Source organism: Alphaproteobacteria bacterium (assembly GCA_030740435.1).
Taxonomy (GTDB): domain Bacteria; phylum Pseudomonadota; class Alphaproteobacteria; order UBA2966; family UBA2966.
Map to the genome: position 1 here is coordinate 11,577 of JASLXG010000028.1, position 16,812 is coordinate 28,388.

15 protein-coding genes are annotated in these 16,812 nt (G+C 65.3%); 2 read left to right on the forward strand and 13 right to left on the reverse strand.

The window, feature by feature from the left end:
• Positions 1-45: 45 nt before the first annotated feature.
• The 4 genes from QGG75_03145 to QGG75_03160 all read right to left on the reverse strand — a co-directional run bounded on the left by QGG75_03145 (position 46) and on the right by QGG75_03160 (position 3,261).
• A complete protein-coding gene (locus QGG75_03145) occupies positions 46-1,950 on the reverse strand; it encodes an adenylate/guanylate cyclase domain-containing protein (protein MDP6066240.1) in 1,905 nt (634 codons plus the stop codon).
• Positions 1,951-1,953: 3 nt separating this feature from the next.
• Positions 1,954-2,139, reverse strand: a complete 186-nt coding sequence (locus QGG75_03150) for a hypothetical protein (GenBank protein MDP6066241.1) — start codon at positions 2,137-2,139, stop codon at positions 1,954-1,956.
• A 7-nt stretch (positions 2,140-2,146) separates the two neighbouring features.
• Positions 2,147-2,812 carry a hypothetical protein gene (locus QGG75_03155; GenBank protein ID MDP6066242.1) on the reverse strand — a complete coding sequence of 222 codons (666 nt, stop codon included), beginning with the start codon at positions 2,810-2,812 and terminating at the stop codon, positions 2,147-2,149.
• Positions 2,813-2,892: 80 nt separating this feature from the next.
• Positions 2,893-3,261, reverse strand: coding sequence for an EthD domain-containing protein (locus QGG75_03160; protein ID MDP6066243.1), 369 nt, complete (start codon positions 3,259-3,261; stop codon positions 2,893-2,895).
• Between the two features lie 160 nt (positions 3,262-3,421).
• Here QGG75_03160 and QGG75_03165 point away from each other — a divergent pair, with 160 nt between their 5' ends.
• On the forward strand, positions 3,422-5,044 hold the full coding sequence (locus QGG75_03165) for a class I adenylate-forming enzyme family protein (protein MDP6066244.1): 1,623 nt from the start codon (positions 3,422-3,424) through the stop codon (positions 5,042-5,044).
• Here the strand turns inward: QGG75_03165 and QGG75_03170 are convergent.
• On the reverse strand, positions 5,039-5,812 hold the full coding sequence (locus QGG75_03170) for an SDR family oxidoreductase (protein MDP6066245.1): 774 nt from the start codon (positions 5,810-5,812) through the stop codon (positions 5,039-5,041). The two genes, QGG75_03165 and QGG75_03170, sit on opposite strands and share 6 nt — an antisense overlap.
• 69 nt (positions 5,813-5,881) lie before the next feature.
• On the opposite strand from QGG75_03170, the gene QGG75_03175 reads away from it, so the two are divergent.
• Positions 5,882-6,661: an SDR family NAD(P)-dependent oxidoreductase gene (locus QGG75_03175; protein MDP6066246.1), complete on the forward strand. Its 780-nt coding sequence runs from the start codon at positions 5,882-5,884 to the stop codon at positions 6,659-6,661.
• A 636-nt stretch (positions 6,662-7,297) separates the two neighbouring features.
• Here the strand turns inward: QGG75_03175 and QGG75_03180 are convergent.
• From QGG75_03180 to QGG75_03215, 8 genes are all read right to left on the reverse strand, one after another.
• A complete protein-coding gene (locus tag QGG75_03180; GenBank protein ID MDP6066247.1) occupies positions 7,298-8,689 on the reverse strand; it encodes an amidase in 1,392 nt (463 codons plus the stop codon).
• Positions 8,690-8,882: 193 nt separating this feature from the next.
• Positions 8,883-9,689, reverse strand: a complete 807-nt coding sequence (locus QGG75_03185; protein ID MDP6066248.1) for an FAD-dependent oxidoreductase — start codon at positions 9,687-9,689, stop codon at positions 8,883-8,885.
• Between the two features lie 124 nt (positions 9,690-9,813).
• On the reverse strand, positions 9,814-10,593 hold the full coding sequence (locus tag QGG75_03190) for an ABC transporter ATP-binding protein (GenBank protein ID MDP6066249.1): 780 nt from the start codon (positions 10,591-10,593) through the stop codon (positions 9,814-9,816).
• The gene (locus tag QGG75_03195; protein ID MDP6066250.1) at positions 10,586-11,377 is read right to left on the reverse strand and encodes an ABC transporter ATP-binding protein; all 792 of its coding nucleotides are present in this window, start codon (positions 11,375-11,377) and stop codon (positions 10,586-10,588) included. The genes QGG75_03190 and QGG75_03195 overlap by 8 nt, the downstream gene beginning before the upstream one ends.
• Before the next feature lies 1 nt (position 11,378).
• Positions 11,379-12,440, reverse strand: coding sequence for a branched-chain amino acid ABC transporter permease (locus tag QGG75_03200; protein ID MDP6066251.1), 1,062 nt, complete (start codon positions 12,438-12,440; stop codon positions 11,379-11,381).
• Positions 12,440-13,312: a branched-chain amino acid ABC transporter permease gene (locus QGG75_03205; GenBank protein MDP6066252.1), complete on the reverse strand. Its 873-nt coding sequence runs from the start codon at positions 13,310-13,312 to the stop codon at positions 12,440-12,442. The genes QGG75_03200 and QGG75_03205 overlap by 1 nt, the downstream gene beginning before the upstream one ends.
• Positions 13,313-13,406: 94 nt before the next feature.
• A complete protein-coding gene (locus tag QGG75_03210) occupies positions 13,407-14,585 on the reverse strand; it encodes an ABC transporter substrate-binding protein (protein ID MDP6066253.1) in 1,179 nt (392 codons plus the stop codon).
• 39 nt (positions 14,586-14,624) lie between these two features.
• Entirely contained in the window at positions 14,625-16,526 is a 1,902-nt protein-coding gene (locus tag QGG75_03215; GenBank protein MDP6066254.1) for an AMP-binding protein, read from the reverse strand.
• Positions 16,527-16,812: the final 286 nt, after the last annotated feature.

Here is a 16,812-nt window from a genome sequence, read left to right on the forward strand (position 1 = left end):
CTCATTACCACGGCGTGCCCTGAAGTCGGCCCCAGATTAACGCCCCTATTTCTCGCTGAATACCTCGATGCCCTGCCAACCGGCCGGCGGCGGAGCGCCCTGGAATTGGCTGATGCGGCGGCGGTAGAGGGCATAAACCGGACAGTCCGGCGCGGCGTCGGTCAGGGCGCCGAGGACGTCATCGGCTTGCTGCCACTCCCGGGCCCGGTAGTGGGCCAGGGCCTGGTGGTAGCGCTCCAGCTCGTCGGCGCCGGGGCTGCCGGAGGCGTCGGGATCCAGAGGCTCGAAGATGCGTACCGGCTCCTGCTTGCCCTTGACCCGCACCCGGTCGAGCTCGCGGTAGCGAAACCCGGGGGCGGCGGCCGTGCTCTCGCTGACGATCAAGGGCACGCCGTAAATTCGCGTCAGGCCCTCGATGCGCGAGGCCAGGTTCACGTTGTCGCCGATCACGGTGTAGTTGAGGCGGCGCACCGAGCCCATGTTGCCGGCCACCACCAGGCCTGAGTTGATGCCGATGCCGGTGGCGATCTCGGGCAGACCCTGGGTCCTGAGCTCAAAGTTCAGCTCGGCCAGTTCGTGGCCCATGGCGAGGGCCGCCCGGATGGCCCGCGCCGCATCGTCACTATTTCCCAGCGGCGCCCCGAAGAGTGCCATGATGGCGTCGCCGATGTACTTGTCGACGACACCCCCTTCGGCCTCGATGGCCGTGCTCATGCGGGTGAGATAGCGGTTCAGGAGATCGAGCAGCTGGGCCGGCCGCTGACGCTCGGAAAGCGCCGTAAAGCCGCGGATGTCGGAGAACAGGATCGATACCTCGCGCTCTTCGCCGCCGAGCTCCAGGTCCTTGCTCAGCAGTTCCTCGGCCACCGTCGGATCGACCACCTTGCCCAGTAAATCGCGCACCCGGTCGCGCTCGGCCAGGCCCTGGGTCATGGCGTTGAAGGCGCCGGCCAGCTCGCCTATCTCGTCGGCCCGATCGATGGCCACGGCACTGGCGTAGTCGCCCTCTTGCACCCGCCGCGTCGCCGCCACCAGGGTCTCTACCGGCCGGGTGACACCTCGGGCGATGACGCTGGCGCCAAAAAGCGAGATCACGAAGGCCACGGCGGTGAGCACCAGCAAGGCCAGCCGCAGTCTCTGGTAGGGCGCCAGCGCCGCGGCCAGCGGGCGTTGCAGCACCACCTGCACCGCTCCCCCACCCTCGTCCCCCAGGGGCTGCATCAGACTGACGCTGTCCCGGCCGCCGAGATCGAGTACGAAGCTCCGCCCCGGCTGGCGGCCACTGCCCAGCGCCCGGGCCAGCGCCGCCGGAGCGGTCAGGGTCGAGGCCTCAACGCGCCAAACCTCGCCGCTTCGGCGCAACAGCGAGACATCGGCCCGCGTCAGCTCCTCGAGCGCTGCCACGAAAGCTTCATCGAGCCGGAACCCGATACCGATCCAGGCCACCGGCAGCGGTGCCAGCAGCGGCACCAGGACGACCTGGTAGGGCGCCTCGTCGAGCAGCATGACCTGGGCCGCCTCGCCCTCGTCGCTGTCGTCGGCGGCCTCGATGATGTCCTCGAAGTCGAGCTCCTCGGCGCCCGGCGGACGCTCCAGCGTGCTGGCGATTTCCTCGGCGTCGAGGGAATAGAGCACCATGACATCGGCTTTGATACGGGCCTGGTGGTTGCGCAGCGCCGACAGCAGCGTGCCACCATCGCCGCTGGCATAGGCCGTCTTGAAAGCAAAGTCCCCAGAGAGCAGCCTGGCCGCCTGGGTCGACTGGGCCGTGCGACTGGCCAGCAGGCGCGCGAAGACGCGGGCATCGACCTCGAGCTCGGCATTGATCTGGCGCCGCGCATTGCGGCTGTTGGCGAGGTCGACGGCGATGAAAGCGGCGCCCTGGACGAGCAGCAGCAGGCCGACGAAAAAGACCGTCAGGCGCGTGCGAAAGCTGCGGAAGCGTAGCAAGGCTCAGTTGCCGCCGGCGAAACCCTCGTCGCCGGAATATTTCTTGTCGGCATCCTTGGGCTTTTGCCGCCACCACTTCTTTTTCGGCCGCAAGCGGATCTTGAAGTCGACCTCGGCAGCCGATGATATCTCGGCATAGCTCGAGCCCGCCACCGCCAGCGCCAGGCAAAACATCGGGAGCCTGCTCACGGCCGGCTCAGTAGGTATCCGACACCGGCAGGTCGGCATCGAACGGCTTGCCGCGCCACCACCTGGTTTTCGGCTTGAGGCGGATCTTGAAGTCGACCTCGGCGGCCGAGTTCAGGGATATGCTGCGCGGGTTTTTCGCCGCCTTCTTCTTCCCTTTCATGCCGGGATGCCAGACCCGCACCTCGTATTCGCCATCCGGAAGATCGGCGATGACGGCTCGGCCGGCCTTGTCGGTCACCGCCGCATAGGGCGTCTCCAGTACCAGCACGTGGGCGACCATCCAGTCGTGGATGTTGCAGCCTAGCGCCACCTCGCCCGGCTTGTCGAAGATCACAGGTTCGGCCTGGCTGCCGCCGTAGAGGGGTCGCTCGAAGCGCTTGGCCGGCGACACCGAATAGAGGTGGTGCTTGATGTTGTCACGGTTGGGAAAATGCACCGACGTGCCGACGTGAAGGACCGAAACGAAGGGCACATAGAGCTTGCCGATCTGGTCGATGACGGCCCGCGTGGACGCCGCCGGCACCGCAGCCGACGGCGTGGCATAGATTACGGCATCCGCCACCGCGCCCTTTTCGTCGCTGACGCTGCCGCGAAGCTCGGCCGCCCCGGCCGCGAGCGCCGCGACGGCGGCCAGGACGCTGGTCATTGGGACCAGGAACATAATGCGCCACATTTTGGATCTCCCCCCGAACATCCGTGCCCTGAGATTAGCATGAATATGGCTTGCCGGCACGGTAGGGCCAGCGCCGCCGACTATTCGACCAGCACGTGCTCGGTGCCGATCCAGAGTGGCGATTGGGGCAGGTCGATGAATTTTTGCTCATCCACCACCAGTTCCTTGCGAGCCCGGCGCGAGGCCGGATCGTCGGCATTGGCGCCGAGCTCTTCCGTGCTATCGAACCAGAGCTCGGCAATGCCGTCGAAGGGCTCGGCGCCGCCGCGTGAGCGCCGCATAGCCTCGGAGACCTCGTTTTCCATGCCATGGACCTGGACGTAACGGCGGATGCGCAGGACCTCGGCATGTTTGCGCACCAGCGGGCCATGGTTGTCGAGCCAGTAGGCCAGGAATTCGGCGTGGCTGAGGTGGGGCAGACGGCGCAGGCAAAAACTGAGTTTGATCATCGGATTCCATTCTCCCCGTGCAGAACATCATCTTAGTACCCAATTCACATGCCGCCAAAGTCCGCTATTGTTGGGCCGGTTTTGCGGCCAGGAGTGCGTTGTCGTGGGTTCCATCGCCGAGATTACCGCCCAATTGACGGCGCCCGGGGCGCCCTTCGAGATGACCGAAGTGGAGATCCGCGGCCGGCCGGTGCGCATTTGGAAAAACTGCCCGCCGACCCTGCCGGCGGTGCTCGACGTCATGCGCGGCCACGGCGAGCTGCCGTTTCTGGTCTACCAGGACGAACGCCTGAGCTACGCCCAACACGACCGCCGGGTAGCCGCCCTGGCGACAGCACTGATCGAGGATTTCAGCGTAGAGAAGGGCGACCGTGTCGCCCTTGCCCTGCGCAACTATCCGGACTGGGTGGTGGCCTTCTGGGCGGCGGCCCAGGTCGGCGCCGTGGTGGTGCCGCTGAACGCCTGGTGGACGGCGGCCGAACTCGAGTACGGCCTTAAGGATTCGGGCTCGGTGCTACTGATCGCCGACGGCGAACGGGCCGAGCGCTTGGCGGGGCGTATCGAGGGGCTCGATTTGCGCGGCCTGATCTCGGCCCGCGGCGCGGCCCAGGGCTGGACGGACTTCGACGACCTGCTGGCCCGTCACCAGGGCGCCCCGCTGCCTCAGATGCCGATCGCACCCGAGGACGACGCCACGATTTTCTATACCTCCGGCACCACGGGCTCTCCCAAGGGCGCCGTGGGATCGCAGCGCAACATCGCCACCAACATCTTCAGCCTGATGTTCTGCCGCGCCCGGGCCGTCTTGCGCGACGGCGGCGAGCTGCCCGATCCCGACCTGCCGCAGCCCAAGAAAGCGACGCTGCTGGCGGTGCCTTTCTTCCACGTCACCGGCTGCCACTCGGCCATGCTCTCGAGCGCCTATGCCGGCAACAAGCTGGTGCTGATGCACAAGTGGGATGCCGGCCAGGCGCTGGCGCTGATCGAGCGCGAGAGCGTTACCGGTTTCGGCGGCGTGCCGGCCATCGCCTGGCAGGTGCTGGAGCACCCCGAGCGCGAGAACCACGACCTTTCCAGCGTCGAATACGTGGCCTACGGCGGTGCCCCGGCGGCACCGGAGCTGGTCAACCGCATCGGCGAGGTCTTCCCGGCGGCGCTTTCGGCCAACGGCTACGGCATGACGGAGACCTCTTCGCTGGCGGCTCAGAACATGGGCGGCGACTATCTGGCCAAACCCGACAGCATCGGCCCGCTGATCCCGGTTTGCGACGGCCGCGTGGTTGGCGAAGGGGGCGCCGACGCGGGTGACGGCATCGGCGAGCTTTGGATCCAGGGCCCCAACATCGTGCGCGGCTACTGGAACAAGCCGGACGAGAGCGCCGAGAGCTTCTCAGACGGCTGGATGCGCACCGGCGATCTGGTGCGCCGCGACACGGACGGTTTCCTCTATGTCCTCGACCGGGTCAAGGACATGCTGATCCGGGGCGGCGAGAACGTCTATTGCGTCGAGGTCGAGGACGCGCTCTACAGCCACCCCCAGGTGATGGACGCCGCCGTCGTCGGCCTGCCGCACAAGATCCTGGGCGAGGAAGTGGGCGCCCTGGTGCAGGTCACGCCCCGAGCCAGGGTCACGGCCGACGAACTCAAGGATCAGGTGGCCGAACGCCTGGCCGCCTTCAAGGTGCCGGTGCGCATCGAGCTGCAAAACGAACCCTTGCCGCGCAACGCCAACGGCAAGATCCTCAAATCCGAGATCCGCGACCGCATGATCGAGCCCTCATAATACCGCCGTCATGCCGCCATCGACGGTGATGGCGGCGCCGTTGACGTAGGATCCGGCCCCGGAAGCCAAAAAGATCACGGCGCCGGCCAGCTCGCCGGGATCGCCCCAGCGGCCGAGCGGCGTGCGGCTGCAGACCATTTCGTTGAACTCTTCGTCCGCCATCAGCGGCTGGGCCATCTCGGTGGCGAAATAGCCCGGGCAGATGGCGTTGACGGTGACGCCGCGGGGGCCGAGCTCGGCCGCCAACGAACGCGTCAGGCCGATCAGGCCGTGCTTGCTGGCGACGTAGGCGGGAATGCTGGGCCGGCCGATCAGGCCCATCACCGAGGCGATATTGATGATGCGGCCGTGGCCGGCCGCCGTCATCGGTCGGGCTGCCTCGCGGGCCAGGCGAAAGCAGGCCGAAAGGTTGACCTCGATAACGTGCTGCCAGGTGGCGCTGTCGTAATCGGCGAGCTCGGCCCGCCTGATGACGCCGGCGTTGTTGACCAGCACATCGAGCCGGCCGTGCTCGGCCAGCAGGGTCTCGAGGGCGGCCGCCGTGGCGGCCTCGTCGGCCACGTCGAAGGTGGCCCGGGATGCGGCCAGGCCGCGGCCCAATAGCTCGGCCTCGCGCGCTTCCAGGTCGGCGGCGTGGCGGGAGTTCAGCACCACATGGGCGCCGGCGGCGGCCAGGGCCTCGGCAAAGACCCAGCCCAGACCGCGCGAGGCGCCGGTGACCAGCGCCACCCGGCCGGCCAGCGAGAAAAGAGATTCGATTTCCGACATGGTGTTGCCTTTCGTCGTCCGGCCCGGCGGGCCACAATGGGCCCGGGCAATGTCGGAGGATGACGCAAAATGGCCAGACTGAGCAAACTCAGCCGATCGATCGCCGGAAAAGTGGCCATCATCACCGGCGCCGCCAGCGGCATGGGCCGGGCCACGGCGCACCTTTTTGCCGACGAAGGGGTCAAGGTGGCCGTCGCCGACATCAACGGCGAGGGCGTCGAGACGGTGGTCGGCGAGATCGCGGCGGCCGGTGCCACGGCCCGGGGCTGGCAGCTCGACGTCGCCGATCCCCAGCGCATAGTCGACGTGGTGGCCGAGGTGGCCGAACACTTCGGCGGTCTCGATATCCTCGTCAACAACGCCGGCATCTCCGCCGAAGTGGCCATCGATGCCGAGGACTACGAGAGCCACTGGGCCCGCCACCTCGACATTCTGCTCACCGCCCAGATGCGCCTGATCCGCGCCGCGCTGCCCCACCTCAAGGCCTCGGGCGGTGGCCGCATCGTCAACATCGCCTCGACCGAGGGCCTGGGCGCGACGCCGCGCATCAGCCCCTATTCCACGGCCAAGCACGCCGTCATCGGCCTGACCCGGTCGCTGGCCACCGAATTGGCGCCCGAGGGCATCACCGTCAACTGCATCTGCCCCGGCGCCATCCGCACCGCCATGACGGCCAACATCCCCGACGAGCACAAGCAGGTCTTCGCCCGCCGCCGGGTGCCGCTGGCGCGCTATGCCGAACCCGAGGAGGTGGCCCACGCCACGCTCAGCCTGGTGCTGCCGGCGTCGAGCTACATCAACGGCGTGGCGCTGCCGGTCGATGCCGGCCTGACCATCAAGAACGCCTGACCGGCGGGACCCGCCCCTGCTCCACGCCGCGGCAGCAACGGCCCGCGTAGGATTCGCGATTCCACACTGGACTTCCGCTTTCAACCCCAGCAGGTCCGGTGCCGGGGGCACAGTTAACCTACCAGGGACGACGCTGAATCGACGTGAATGACCCAGAACGGACGTAGGGCTCCCCTCGCAGACGTGGTCGTTGACGAGGCGGCGCAAGGAGTTGATCAAGGTCGCGCAAGGGCGGTCCAGTAGCGATAGCCGCACATCTGAAGTTCCCGAACCCGCCGGCAGGGTCAAGCCAGGCATGTAGTCCAGAAGATCCCGTAAAGAGGTTTCAACCCTGTCTCACAGGCACTGACGCTGGGCAAGCACAAGCAATCGTCGGCGGAGTTCACGGACATGATTGTCAATTGGCCTCGACGAGCTGCTGGATCAATTCGCCGGCCAACCGCTGTTCTTTCCGATCTCGCTTCATCCGCTCGTGTCGGGCCGGCCGTATCGGTTTCGGGCGTCGCGTCGCGCCTTCGAGCACATCCTGAAGCACCGCGACCTAATTTGGCTCACGCAACCACATAAGACTTGTAAGCATATCGGGGGCCTTTCACCCGGTAGCGTCCCGGCAAGTTGAGGCGCCCGCCGTTCACATCAATCGAGCAAAGGGCGGCGGGCGCCATAGCCGGTTGCCTGCTCATAGGCATGAGCGACTTGTAAGATCAGTAAGTCGGCCCCGGGACGTCCTGTGACCTGCAACCCGAGCGGAATGCCGTTGGAAGAGAAACCGCACGGCACCGTCACCGCAGGCAGGTTCAGCATCGGCGCAATATAGTGCAGGCGCCAGTCCTTGGCTTGGGCCGCTTCTTCGTCGTCATGACGGTAGGGATCATGGGTGTCGTCGGGCCAGACCAGAACATCGTGATCGTCGAAAGCAGCGGCGACATCGTGCCAAAGCCGCATGCGGCGTCCCTCGGCCCGGCCCAGGTCTTCGCCCCTGAGGCTGGAGAACCACTCGTATCGATCGCGCAACGATGGGGCCAGTCTGCCACGGTCACGGTCGTAAACCGGCTTCACGTCGCCCGTGACACGCTCATAGGCAAGCATCATGTATGCATCCACCAAATCCTCGACATCCAGGTGACGTGGTGAGACCACACAACCCAGGGACTCGAAGACGATCCTCTGGTCATCGAAGTTACGGCCGATATCGGGGTCGAAATTGAGGGAGCCGTGATCGCGGCTCCAGCCGATCCGAAGCCCCTTCAGGTCTCGCTCGAGGTCGGGCAGACCCGGCGGGAATGGCGCCGGCATCGGCACCGGGCAGCGAGGGTCGGGACCTGAGAGCACCGAAAGAAAAAGCGCCGCATCCGCCACCGTACGTGCCATCGGACCCGGCGTGTTCATGTTGTTCCACAGTGAGGGATTGGGGATGTCGGGGATGATCCAGGTGGTGGGGCGGAGCCCCACAATGTTGCACCAAGCGGCGGGGTTGCGTACGGAGCCGCCGATATCCGAGCCGTCGGCCAGCGAACACAGACCCGCGGCAAGCGCTGCGCCGCTGGCGCCGCTGCTCACGCCAGGACAAAGATCGAGGTTCCAGGGATTGCGAGTGGGACCGAACACAGGATTGCTGCAGGTATTGATCGCCATCGTGAACTCGGGTGTGTTGAGCTTGCCGAGAATGATCGCGCCGGCCGCTTTTTCGCGTTCGACCACGAGATGATCGAAGTCCGGAACATGTTTCTTGAAGGCCACGCAGCCGAAGGTGGTGCGAAGCCCCTTGGTCTGGAAGCAGTCCTTGACGCCGATAGGGAGCCCGTGCAGGACGCCGGCGGCGGCGCCATTCGCGATCACGGCGTCGGCCGATTTCGCCTCTTCTCGCGCCTCCTCCAAACGCAGGGTCACGAAGGCGTTGAGAATCGGATTGTGACGATCGATGCGCTCGATGTGAGCGTCCACCATTTCCAGGACGCCTACGTCCCGCCGATCGAGCAGGGCCTTTTGCTCGACGGCTGAAAGCCAACAAAGATCGGTCAAATCCATCGATCACCCCTCGTGCAACCTCATTGCCGTGGCGTTACGCTCCGGAGCACGGTCGGTCCATCGCAATAGAGGCCATATGGCCACTCTTTCCAGCCCTAGGGCTAAATCGGACGCACGTTAGAGAAGATGACGGGCCGAGCCTTCCATTCGTCTCGAGAGGTCGCCATGGTCGTTCACCATCGTTTGGGGCTCCTTATAAACGGAAGCGATTGACCGAATAAGCGGCAATATCAACCTCTGGCGCCTGGCCAGCAACCAGTGATCCGATCACCGCGGCCGAGCCGCACGACAGGGTCAGCCCTAGGTGCCCGTGTCCGGTGTTGACGAACAGGTTCTCATAGGGCGAGGGGCCGATGATTGGCATGCCGTCCGGCGTCATTGGACGGAGCCCCGCCCAATCCTCGATCACCTCGCGGGCGGCAAGTTCGGGAAAGACGTCGGTCACCGAGTCTACGAGAGCGCCGGCGCGGCGCGGGTCGTGTCGGTCGTCGTCACCGACGAACTCGGCCTTGCCGACGATACGAAAGCGATCGCCGAATCGCACGAGCCCGACCCGGCGGTCGTAGTCGACGAGCGGCATGGTCGGGGCCGTGTTCCACCCCCGAAGCGACAGCGTCCGCGAATATCCCTTCACGGGATAGATAGGAAGCCCAATACCGAGGGGTCGAACGAGGCTAGCGCTGTCCTTGCCGAGTGCAAGCACGTATAGGTCGGCGTCCAGGGGTCCGTCGTTGGTTTCGACTTGTGAGATTCGCTTCCGCTCGACCGCAAGCCGGCGGATCTTCGTCCCGAAACGGAATTCCACCCCCATGCGGCGGCAGATTTCGGCGATCCCCTCGGTGAACAACGCCGGATCTCCACTCTCGTCGACGGTGCTGGGACTGCCCTTGGTGAAGTCATTGGCGGAACTACACGACGGCGGGTTGGAGATCGAGAGCGAGGTCGGCGTTGGCACCAGGGCGACGATCTGGTTTCCACGGCAGAGGGTTGTCAGCGGCAACTGATGCGCATGGAGTTCTAGCCTGCTTTTCTCATCGGGTCACGGGCAGCAAAGCCCCCAGGGTGGTAAACTCACCAAACCTGGGTTCCCGCTTTCGCGGAAATGACAAGAAGAAAACCCGGCCCTAACTTTTCTTGCCGTGGCCACCGAGGTAGACCTCGACGACGCGGGGGTCGGCCAGCACTTCCTCGGGCGGGCCCTCGGTGACGAAGCGGCCATAATCGACGACGTAGATGCGGTCGGCGAGATCGGCCACCATCTGCATGTCGTGCTCGACCCACAGCATGGTGATGCCGATCTCGTGCTTGATGCGCAGGATGAAGCGCGCCAGGTCCTCTTTTTCCTCGCGGTTGAGGCCAGCCGAGGGCTCGTCGAGCAACAGCAGTTTGGGCTCCATGGCCAACGCTCGGGCGAAGCCCGCGACCTTCTGGATGCCGAAGGGCAGCGCCGCCACGGGCTGCTTGCGGTAGCGCTGCAGCTCGACGAAATCGAGGATCTCCTCGACGCGCCGGCGATGCTCGACTTCTTGCCGGCGCACCGGACCGAAGAAAAGGCCCTCGCTCAGCAGGTTGCTCTTGAACCGGGTGTGGCGGCCAATCAGCAAATTATCGAGCACGCTGAGGTGGGGAAAGAGCTCGGCATGCTGGAAGGTGCGGGCGATGCCGCGCCGCGCCACGATGTGGGGCTTGAGACCGGTGATGTCCGAGCCCTCGAAAACGATCCGGCCGCCGCCCGGGCGGTAGATGCCGCTGATGCAGTTGAGCACGCTGGTCTTGCCGGCGCCGTTGGGACCGATCAGGGCCAGGATCTCGCCGGGCCGGGTCTCCAGGCGCAATTCGTTGAGCACGCTCAGGCCACCGAAGTTGAGCGAGAGATCCTCCAGCACCAGTGCTCCCTCAACCATACCACCTCCGGGAGCGACGGTATTGTTTGACGTCACGATAGCTGCGCCGGTCCTCGCCCTCGGCCCGGCCGAGGTAGAATTCCTGTATGTCCTTGTGACCGAGCAGGCGCTGGGGATCGCCGTCGAGCACGATGCGCCCGCTTTCGATGACATAGCCGTAATCGGCCACCTCCAGCGCCACGGCGGCGTTCTGTTCGACCAACACGATGGTCAGGCCGAGGTCGCGGCGGATGGCCACCAGGCGCTCGATGAGTTCGTCGACGATGAGCGGCGCCAGGCCCAGCGACAACTCGTCGACCAGCAGCAGCTCGGGCTCGCAGGCCAGCGCGGCGCCGATGGTCAGCATCTGGCGCTCGCCGCCCGAAAGGTAGCCGGCCAGCCGGTTGCGGGCCTCGGCCAGGCGGGGGAAGTAGTCGTAGACCACCTCGGTCCGCCGCACGCCGCCTTGGCGCGGCGTCGCCACCTCGAGGTTCTCGGCCACCGTCAGGCTCTCGAAGACCTTGTCGCGCTCGGGCACCAAGACGATGCCCAGCCCGGTGATCAGATGCGGCGGCTGGTTGGCGATCGGGCGGCCGCGATAGTGGATGGTGCCGTCGCTGACTTTGGCGTCATCGAGGCCGATAAAGCCGGAGATGGCCCTGAGCGTGGTCGTCTTGCCGGCGCCGTTGGTACCCAGTAGCGCCACGATCTGACCCTCGCGCACCTCCAGCGAGACGCCCTGCACCGCCGTCACCACCTGGTGGTAGACGACCTCGACGGTGTCGAGTGTGAGGAGCTTGCTCACCTCAGCTCCCCAAGGGCTTGTGGCGGAAGGGCCATTCCAGGAAATAGTCCCTGAGGCGATGCCAGATGCCGACCAGGCCCAAGGGCTCGAAGACCAAAAAAAGGATCATGATGAGCCCGAAGGAGGCAAAATTGACGGCGAAGATGTGGTCGGCGAAACGCGCCGGCACCGGCAGCACCTCCATGCCCCATTCGATGACGTAGGGGAAGAGGACGACGAAACCGGCACCCAGGATGGCCCCCAGGATCGAGCCCAGGCCGCCGATGATGATCATGGCGACGTACTGGATGGTAAGAAAGAGCGAGAAGGCCTCGACCGAGACGAAGCTGTGGTAGTAGGCGAAGAGGCAGCCGGCAATGGCCGTCAGCACCGAGGAGACGACGAAGGCCGAAAGCTTGTACCAATGCACCGAAATACCCAGCGCCTCGGCCGCCACTTCGCGGCCGCGGATGGCGGCCCAGGCCCGGCCGGTACGCGAACGTACCAGGTTAAGGCTGAACAGCACCACGGCAACGTCGATCAGCAGCAGCACGAAATACCAGGCCCGCGGGTCCGACAACTCCCAGCCCATGATGACCGGCGGATCGATCAAAATACCGGTGGAAAAGCCGCGGATGGTTTCGTATTCGCCGCCCAGGAAGACGACGATGAAGTGCAGCGCCAGTGTGCTCATGGCAAGATAAAGCCCCTTGAGGCGCAGGCTGGGCAGGCCGAAGATGACGCCCAGCAGGCCGCCCATGAGGGCCGAAGCGGGCAGCGTCAGCCAAATCGATGCGCCGATTTCCTTGACCAGGATACCGGTGACAAAGGCGCCGGCGGCCAGCAAACCGGCCGAGCCCAGCGAGATCTGGCCGGCATGCCCCGAGAGCAGCATCAAGCCCACCGAGCCGACGATGGCGAGAAACACCTGGTTCGCCAGATCGAGCCCGAAGGGGCCGGTGAGGAAAGGAAAGCCGAGCAGTGCCGCCGCCAGCAGCAGCACCCAGAACCATTGGAATCGGGTCTCCACCAGCACCAGGTCGGCGCCGTAGTCGGTCTTGAAATAGCCGCTGGCCCGGGACATCAGACGCGCTCGAATTCCTCTTTGGTGCCGAAAAGGCCCCAGGGCCGGATCATCAGCATGGCCAACAGCACCAGGAAGGGCACCACGTCGCTGACCAGGGCGTCGATGTAGTGGATGGCCAGGACCTCGGCCGTGGCCACGATGAAGGCGCCCAATAGCGCTCCCAACAGGCTGTCGAGGCCGCCCACCAGGGCCGCCGGGAAGGCCTTGAGGCCGATGATCACCAGCGTCGTCTCGAGGCCCGAATCGGCGGCCAGCAGCATGCCCGTGGCACCGCCGGTAAAGACCGCCATGCCCCAGGCCAGGGCGTAGATGACATGCAGCCGTATGCCGCGCTGGGCCGCCAGCAAGGGGTTCTCGCCGGCCGCCCGCATGCGCACGCCCCAGCGCGTGAAGCGGAAGAAGACGAAAAGCCCGAGATAGACCGCCACAGCCACCAGTACGGTGAGCAGGTTGACCTGGGACAGTGCCATGCCCTCGGCCAGTTGCAGCGAGCCGTTCTGCCAGCCCAGCTCTTCCAGCGGGTGGCGCAGCCGGTCGGTCCAAAACAGCACCACCAGGCCGCGCAGCAGAATGCCCAGCGCTATGGTCACAAGTACCGCCGCCACCACCATCTCGCCGGTCATGCGCCGCATCAGCAAGAGATAGACCGCGATGCCCATACACAGGCTGAGCACCAGCGCCGCCCCCAGCGCCAGTACGGGATGGCCGCCAAACAGCGAGGCCGTGGCCAGCAGCAGATAGGCCCCCAGCAGCATCAGCTCGCCGTGGGCCAGGTTGAGCACCCGGCTGACCCGGTAGACCAGCACGTAACCACAGCAGATCAGGGCGTAGATCGCCGTCAGCACGATGATGTTGGTAAAGACCTGCATGGCTTCGGGTTAGTTGGGGGGTTGGTTGTAGACCCGGCGGCTTCGCCCCAGCCCGCCCGCCGAGGGGCAGGCTGGGGCGTCAATGCTCAAGCCGTCACTTAATGTCGTAGGACGTCCAGTCCTGAAGCTGGATGATGCCCTGCTTGGCGTTGTCCCAGCGGTAGACCCGGTAGTGGTGCCGGGTACGGAAGTGGTTGCCGCTGGTCCAAATCAGATTGCCGCCGCGCAAGCCCTTGAGGTCGACGTTTACATTGTCGAGCGCCGCCGTCACCTTGGCCCGGGTAGGTGGCCAGGCGACGTTCTTCAACAGCCCTTCGAGGGCCAAGGCATGAGCCCAGCCCTCGCCGAAGTAGGTCAGCGGGAATTTGGAGCCGGCCTTGTCATAGGCCGCCTTGATCTCGGCGTGGACCGGCAGGTTGTCCTGGAACATGGCGTTGGCGCCGTAGACCAGCAAACCTTCGTCCTTGACGCGCTTGAGCTCTTCCTCGGCGTTGTTGTGGGCATAGGTGATGAAGGTACCCTTCCAGCCCAGCTTCCTGAGCGCCTGGAAGGTCTTGATCTGGGTCACCCAGGGGGCCCAGGAATAGCCCCAGTTGGCGCCGGCCTGAATGATCTTGGTGGCGAAGGGCGAATAGTCGGGTGTTGGCGGCGGTGCCGATTCGTTGGCCACCGCCTTCATGCCCATGGAGTCGGCCAGTTTGGCCGCCCTGTCGACCTCGGCCCGCGAGATCGGGATGGCCATCGAGACCAGGCCGATCTTGGCCTTGCTGCCATCCTTGGCCTTGATGTAGTCCATGGCGAAACGGGCATCGTAGCCGGCGGCGTAGGCGGTGGCGCAGGCCTGCAGGTCGTTGGCCGGCGGATAGACCTCGCGCGGGCAGACCCCGGCAAAGAGTAGCGGCGTCTTGGATTTCCGCGATTCCGCGACCATCGGCGCATAGGTGCTGGAGAGGCTGACGTTCATCATCAGATGGACGCCTTCCTGATTGACGAAGCGCTTGGCGTCGGAGGCGCCTTTCGAAGCCTGGGCCTGGTTATCTCGGATCAGGATCTTGACCGGGTGGCCGTTGACGCCGCCTTTTTGGTTGAGGCCGGCAAAATAGATCTTGATGGCCTCGGCCACCGGCGCATAACCGGCCGAGCCGCGCCCCGTCATGGCGGCGGATACGCCGACCAGGTAGGCGTCCTGGGCCAGCGCCGGCGCAGCCGGCACCAGGACCTGGACCGCCACCACGGCGAGCGAGGCAATTGCCAAACTCTTAAGTGATTTCATATACACGACACACCTCCTTCTTCTCCCTGTTGAAGTCTCTTATCCCGCTGCCGGCTGCTCGAGGATATCGCCGACCTCGGCCGCCTGGCGCCCGGCTTCGTCGTCACTGTACATGGATTCGACCATGGCGCTGAAAGTCTCGTACATCAGCCCGCGCTTGATCTTGCGCGTCGGCGTCACGGGCTCGCCCTCCTCCTCCGGGTCCAGCACCTTGGGCAGGATGCGGAAGGCCTTGACCTGTTCGACCCGGGCCAGGTCTGTGTTGGCCTTGTCCACCTCGACGGCGATCAGGCCCTGCACTTCCTCGGTTTCGGTCAGGCTGGTGAAACCGGCATAGGCGAGGTTGCGGTTGCGCGCCCAATTGGAAACCGTGTCGAAGTCGATCTCGATGAGCGCCGAGACGTACTTGCGATTGTCGCCGAATACCACGGTTTCGCTGACGTAGGGGCTGGCCCGCAGCGTGTTCTCGATATGCGTCGGGCTGAGCGACTTGCCGCCCGAGGTGATCATGAAATCGCGCGCCCGGTCGATGATCCGCAGCCGGCCCTCACGCCAGGCGCCGATGTCGCCGGTCCGCAACCGGCCCTCGGCGTCGTAAAGTTCCGCCGTGGCCTCGGGCTTTCGCCAATAGCCCTCGAACATGTCCTGGCCGCGCACCAAAATCTCGCCCGTTTCGGCCAGCTCGACCTGCCAGCCGCTGGCGATGGTACCGATGTCGCCGGGCCGCGGAAAGTGGGCGTCCTGGCCGCTGATGATGGCACCGCCGGTCTCGGTCTGGCCGTAGATCTCGACCACGTTGACACCCCAGATCTGCCACAGCGCCATGGTCTCCGGCGGCAGCGGCGCACCGCCCGAGAGCACCAGGCCGAGCTGGTCGAAGCCGATCTTGTTGAGGATGGGCCTGAAGGCCAGCTGATAGAGCAGCCCGTTGAACCAGCGCGCCACTGGGCCGAAGCGTCCCTCCCAGCGCCGGCGGGCCTGGCGGCGGGCGTGGCCGAGCGCGAAATCGTAGATGCGGCGCTTCAGCGGGCTGGTGTTCTCGATGCCGACCAAAAGCTGCGAGGCGAATTTCTGCAGGTACCTGGGCACCGTCATCAAAAGCGTCGGCGCCACTTCGAAGAGTGTCAGCGCCAGTTCCTCGATGTCCTCGCCGTAATGCGGCACGATGTCGGCCAGCAGCGGCAGCGTGATGGTGATGTCGCGGCCCATGATGTGGCACAGCGGAAGGTAAGCCACGGTGCGGTGGCCCTTCTCGCGCAACTGGGGAAAGTGCTCGACGAAGGTCTGGGTCGCCGCCAGGTGCTTGCCGTGGCTGACCAGCGCCCCCTTGGGATCGCCGGTGGTGCCCGAGGTATAGACGATGAAGGCCGGCGCCGCCGGATCCAGCGCCGCCACCAGGGCGGCAAAGCCCTCGGCCGACGAGGGGGCGAGGAGCAAGAGGTCTTCGTAAGACCGAATGCGCGGGTCTTGGTACATGAACATGGCCGTGGTATCGATCACCACGATCCACTCCAGCCCCGAGAGCTCGTCCATCAGCGGCAGGATCTTGTCGACGTATTCCTGGTCCTCTGCGATGAACACCCGGGCCCCGCCGTCGCGCATCTGGTAGGCCACCTCCGACATCGAGGCGGTGGGGTAGATGCCGTAGGTGATGGCGCCCAAGGCCTGGGCGCCCAGGTCGCAGACCGCCCATTCCTCGCAGGCATCGCCCATGATGGCGACGCGGTCGCCGGCACTGACGCCAAGCGCCTGCAGGCCGGCCGCCGCGGCGGCCACGAAATCGCGGAACTGGCGCCAGCTTCGTTCCCGATAGATGCCCAGCCGCTTGGCCCGGTAGGCCACGGCGTCGGGCGTCTCCTCGGCCCGCCGGGCCAAAACACCTGGCGCCGTCCGGCCCCGCAGATCCCGGTAACGCTCCGCCGCTGCCGCGTTCCGTTCCATGCCCACAGGGTATCTTTCTGTTGCTGCCAGTGACAAGCGGATCACTTTGCTGCTATTCATTCTATAGATCGTTCTATAGAATAACTGACAGTAGTCGATCTTCAAGGCTAGGGTCCGTTGACATTTAAGGGATTCCCAAGAGCGCCAAAAAGTGATTCAAGCTTTCTTTTGTCAGGAGGCTTGGATGAACATGGATCGTTTGGTCATCGGGGACGAGGTTTGGGAAAAGATTTCGCCGCACCTGCCGGGCAAGGTCACGGATCGTGGTGTGACGGCGGCAGACAAT